Here is a 4,792-nt window from a genome sequence, read left to right on the forward strand (position 1 = left end):
AACGGTTACTGAGAATGATCCAAGTAAACCTGTTTGAGAGAAAAACCTTAAAAGCTTTATTCATGCCCGATAAAATACCCATAAAACAAAGGGAAGCTCAAATGAGCTTCCCTTTATGAAAATTATGGGACAGTAGTGGCCCGCAGGCTGGTTTTTTAATCACAGAAAAACAAGCAGTTAAACGCCGATTTTTTTGTATTTAGAACGCTTTTGTACAGCAGCATCACCCAAACGTGACTGGCGATATGCTTCATATTCCGCATAGTTACCCGCATAGAATTCAGGCTGTTCATTTTCAAATGACAAGATATGCGTTGCAATACGGTCCAGGAACCAACGGTCATGCGATACCACCATTACCGTACCGGGGAATACAAGAATTGCATCCTCAAGCGCACGTAAAGTTTCGATATCCAAGTCGTTCGATGGTTCATCCAGTAAGATGACGTTCGCGCCTTGCTGCAAGATTTTTGCAAGTTGTAGACGGTTACGTTCACCACCAGACAAGCCGCCAACACGTTTTTGCTGATCTTGGCCTTTAAAGTTGAAACGACCAATATAAGCACGTGATGCGATTTCATAATCGCCCACTTTTAAGATATCAAGACCGCCAGAAATTTCTTCCCAAACGGTTTTATTGTCATCCAAAGTATCACGTAACTGACCCACATAAGCCACTTTAACGGACTCACCCAGAGTTACCGTACCGGTATCTGGTTGTTGCTCGCCCGTCATCATGCGAAATAGTGTGGTTTTACCTGCACCGTTAGGACCCACAATACCCACAATCGCAGTCGGCGGCACAGAGAAGGTTAAATTCTCATAGAGCAAACGACCATCAAATGATTTGCTAATGCCTTCCACATCTACAACCTTGTTCCCTAAACGTGGGCCAGGTGGAATGTAGATTTCAGAAGTTTCATTACGTTGCTGGAATTCTTTAGAGTTAAGCTCTTCAAAACGTTCCATACGCGCTTTGTTTTTCTTTTGCTGACCTTTAGCATTCGAACGAACCCATTCAAGTTCTTTCTTCAATGCTTTCGCAAAAGATTCTTCCTGTTTGTTTTCTTGCTCTAAGCGGGCATTTTTCTGTTCCAGCCAAGAAGAATAGTTGCCTTGGTAAGGAATACCATGTCCACGGTCAAGCTCCAGAATCCACTCGGCCACGTTATCCAAGAAATAACGGTCATGCGTAATCGCAACGATTGTACCGGCAAAGTCTTTTAAGAAACGTTCCAGCCAAGATACAGATTCTGCATCCAAATGGTTGGTTGGTTCATCAAGAAGCAACATGTCAGGCTTAGAAAGCAATAAACGACATAATGCAACACGGCGGCGTTCACCACCTGAAAGTAAATTTACGTCTGCATCCCAAGCAGGTAGATTCAAGGCTGCAGCTGCTTGATCCATCTGGTTGCTGAGGTTATGCGCATCCCAAGAATGGATAATCGCTTCCAACTTCTCTTGTTCTTTTGCAAGTGCATCAAAGTCAGCATCTTCAGCTGCATATTCTGCAAACACTTCATCCAGACGCGCCAAGGCATCTAGGGGTTCACGTAAGCCATCTTCAACGTTACCACGAACGTCTTTATTTGGATCTAATGGTGGTTCCTGCTCAAGATAACCGATTTTAATACCCGGTTGAGCACGTGCTTCACCTGAGAAATCTTTATCTACGCCCGCCATAATACGAAGCAAGGTAGATTTACCTGCACCGTTTAAACCAAGCACACCAATTTTTGCGCCTGGGAAAAATGATAAAGAGATGTCTTTCAGGATTTCGCGCTTAGGCGGAACCATCTTCGACACACGGTTCATCGTGTAAATATATTGGGCCACGTAGGACTCCTCTATAGAAAAAACAACATTCGCATAGCGATAATATTATGCGAACAAATAATTGCCGGCATTATACGATGAAAGCGCTGAAAAAATAAGGTATAGCTTGCATCTTCAATAGAATGTTACAACTCAGGACACGTTTATTTTTTAAACATATTCATGCCCGCTTAATTTTGTTCAGCTGCGACTAAAAAACGCTCAGCAATATGAATGTTTAAGATAACAATTTCATTTAAATAGCACTTTGATTGATATATAGAAATGCTAAACTTGATCAAATTTAACTCACGAAGATGATGTAAACATGACCTATAAAGATGAAACTCTTGCCATTCATGCCGGCTATAGTCCAGACCCGACCACAAAAGCCGTGGCTGTACCCATTTATCAGACGACATCTTATGCCTTTGACAATACACAACATGGGGCCGATTTATTTGATTTAAAGGTTCAGGGGAATATCTACACCCGTATTATGAACCCGACAACAGCCGTTTTAGAGCAACGTTTGGCTGCGCTTGAAGGCGGTATTGGCGCATTGGCTTTAGCTTCCGGCATGTCAGCCATTACCTATGCCATTCAGACCATTGCTGAAGTGGGTGACAATATTGCCTCCGTTTCGACTTTATATGGTGGGACTTACAACTTATTTGCACACAGCTTGCCCAAACAGGGGATTGAAGTACGTTTTTTTGATTATCAAGATCCGGAAGCGCTGCGTAGTCTGATTGATGACAAGACCAAACTGGTGTTTGTGGAATCCATTGGTAATCCACTCGGCAATATCATCGACCTGGAAGCGATTGCGAAAATTGCCCATGATTATGGTGTACCCGTCATCGTCGATAATACAGTTGCTACCCCTGCTCTACTTAAACCTTTTGAATATGGGGCAGATATTGTGGTGCACTCACTGACCAAATATATTGGCGGCCATGGCAACTCGATTGGTGGTGCCATTGTGGATAGTGGCAAATTTCCTTGGGGTAAATATCCTGAACGCTTCAAGATACTGAATACACCTGATCCAAGTTATCACGGTGTGAATTATGTTGAAGCTTTAGGTGAAGCGGCTTATATCGCACGTGCCCGTGTGGTGCCATTACGCAATACCGGTGCTGCCATTAGCCCTCTTAGCGTATTTCTCATCCTGCAAGGTTTGGAAACTTTAAATTTACGCATGGAACGCCATACTGAAAATGCACAAAAAGTGGCGGAGTATTTAAAGCAGCATCCAAAAGTAAAATGGGTTAATTATGCTGGCTTAAAAGATCACCTGCAGCATGCTTTAGCACAAAAATATGTGAAAGGGAAACCCTCCGCGATTCTGTCTTTTGGTGTACAAGATGGTCTTGAAGGCGGTACTCGCTTTATTGATGCGCTGCAACTTTTCACCCGTCTGGTGAATATTGGCGATGCAAAAAGCCTCGCCTGCCATCCTGCAACCACAACTCATCGTCAGTTGAATGAAGACGAATTAAAGTCTGCTGGCGTCAGTACCGATATGGTCCGCTTATCGGTCGGGATTGAGCATATTGATGATTTAATTGCAGATTTAGAACAGGCGCTTGCTCAAGTTTGATATTTTGTCATCTACTTTAAATCTGGCCTTCTTCTCATCGGGAAGAAGGTTTTTTATTTCTTCAATACTTTGTGCTTATTTCTCTTTGTTTTGTTTTGAATTCGTGGTAAAAATTAAGTTATAAGAAGAACAATAATAGAGCAATTACTCTAATTATATTTGTAAATTCAATAACTTATTTATAGATTTTTTTTTAACATTGGTTATCATAAACCAGATGAGAAGAGCTCAATTCCCCAATATTTTGAGCCAAATAATCAACTACAAAAAACATAATCTAGAATTTAGTTCTATTTAAATCAGGAAAAAACAGCGTGAATTCAAGACTAGAGAAACTTTTTCGAAACCGAGTCAACGGTAAAGTGGTTTTAATTACAGGTGCATCCAGTGGTATTGGCTTAACTGCTGCACATAAACTTGCCGATGCCGGTGCCCATGTTTTATTGGTTGCACGGACCAAAGATACATTAGATCAAGTCAAACAGGAAATTGAAGCAAAAGGTGGACAGGCTTCAGTGTATCCATGTGATTTAAATAACATGGAATCGATTGATGACGTCTCTAAACAAATTTTAGAGTCTGTCGATCACATTGATATATTAATCAATAATGCAGGCCGTTCTATTCGTCGTGCAGTACACGAATCATCAGACCGCTTCCATGATTTTGAACGCACCATGCAGCTGAATTACTTCGGTGCAATCCGTTTAGTGATGAATATCTTGCCGCAGATGATGATTCGCCGCGATGGCCATATTATTAACATCAGCTCAATTGGCGTGTTGGCCAATGCGACCCGTTTTTCAGCTTACGTCGCGTCTAAAGCTGCACTGGATGCATTTAGTCGCTGCCTGTCTGCCGAAGTTCATTCACATAAAATTGCGATTACTTCGGTTTACATGCCATTGGTACGCACGCCGATGATTGCACCCACCAAAATTTATAAATATGTACCCACACTTTCGCCTGAACAGGCAGCAGATCTAATTGCTTATGCAATTGTGAAACGCCCGAAGAAAGTGGCAACCCACTTAGGCCGTCTAGCATCGATCACCTATTCTATTGCGCCAGACATCAATAACAAGTTGATGTCGATTGGTTATAACCTGTTCCCAAGTTCATCCGCATCTGTCGGTCAGCAGCAAAAACTCAACTGGGTGCAAAAAGCATATGCACGTTTGTTCCCGGGTGAACATTGGTAAGATGAGGCAATATTAAAGCCAGTCAATCTGATCTGCACCCCGAAAGTTGGATACTTCGTCTAATTTGGAGGGTGCTTTTCTATGGCTAAATATTCGAAAGAATTCAAACTTAAAGTTGTTCAATATTACTTATCAGGTTTTGGATCAAAAACAACAGGTCATAAAT

The 4,792-nt window shown here is 41.9% G+C and carries 3 protein-coding genes; 2 read left to right on the forward strand and 1 reads right to left on the reverse strand.

The window, feature by feature from the left end; genetic code table 11:
* Positions 1-177: 177 nt before the first annotated feature.
* Positions 178-1,839, reverse strand: a complete 1,662-nt coding sequence (ettA, locus tag ACKI4H_RS04160) for an energy-dependent translational throttle protein EttA (protein WP_407304042.1) — start codon at positions 1,837-1,839, stop codon at positions 178-180.
* A gap of 307 nt (positions 1,840-2,146) precedes the next feature.
* Between ettA and ACKI4H_RS04165 the strand changes: the two genes are divergently transcribed.
* Both ACKI4H_RS04165 and ACKI4H_RS04170 read left to right on the forward strand, forming a co-directional pair.
* The gene (locus ACKI4H_RS04165) at positions 2,147-3,424 is read left to right on the forward strand and encodes an O-acetylhomoserine aminocarboxypropyltransferase/cysteine synthase family protein (protein ID WP_407304044.1); all 1,278 of its coding nucleotides are present in this window, start codon (positions 2,147-2,149) and stop codon (positions 3,422-3,424) included.
* A 314-nt stretch (positions 3,425-3,738) separates the two neighbouring features.
* Complete coding sequence (locus tag ACKI4H_RS04170) at positions 3,739-4,626, forward strand: SDR family NAD(P)-dependent oxidoreductase (RefSeq protein WP_407304045.1); 888 nt, start codon at positions 3,739-3,741, stop codon at positions 4,624-4,626.
* Positions 4,627-4,792 lie beyond the last annotated feature (166 nt).

The organism is Acinetobacter sp., assembly GCF_045628685.1.
Classification (GTDB): domain Bacteria; phylum Pseudomonadota; class Gammaproteobacteria; order Pseudomonadales; family Moraxellaceae; genus Acinetobacter.

What these genes read in the sequence shown, in the direction of transcription:
- ACKI4H_RS04165 (WP_407304044.1), top strand. Translation starts at nt 2,147, where the DNA reads ATGACCTATAAAGATGAAACTCTTGCCATTCATGCCGGCTATAGTCCA.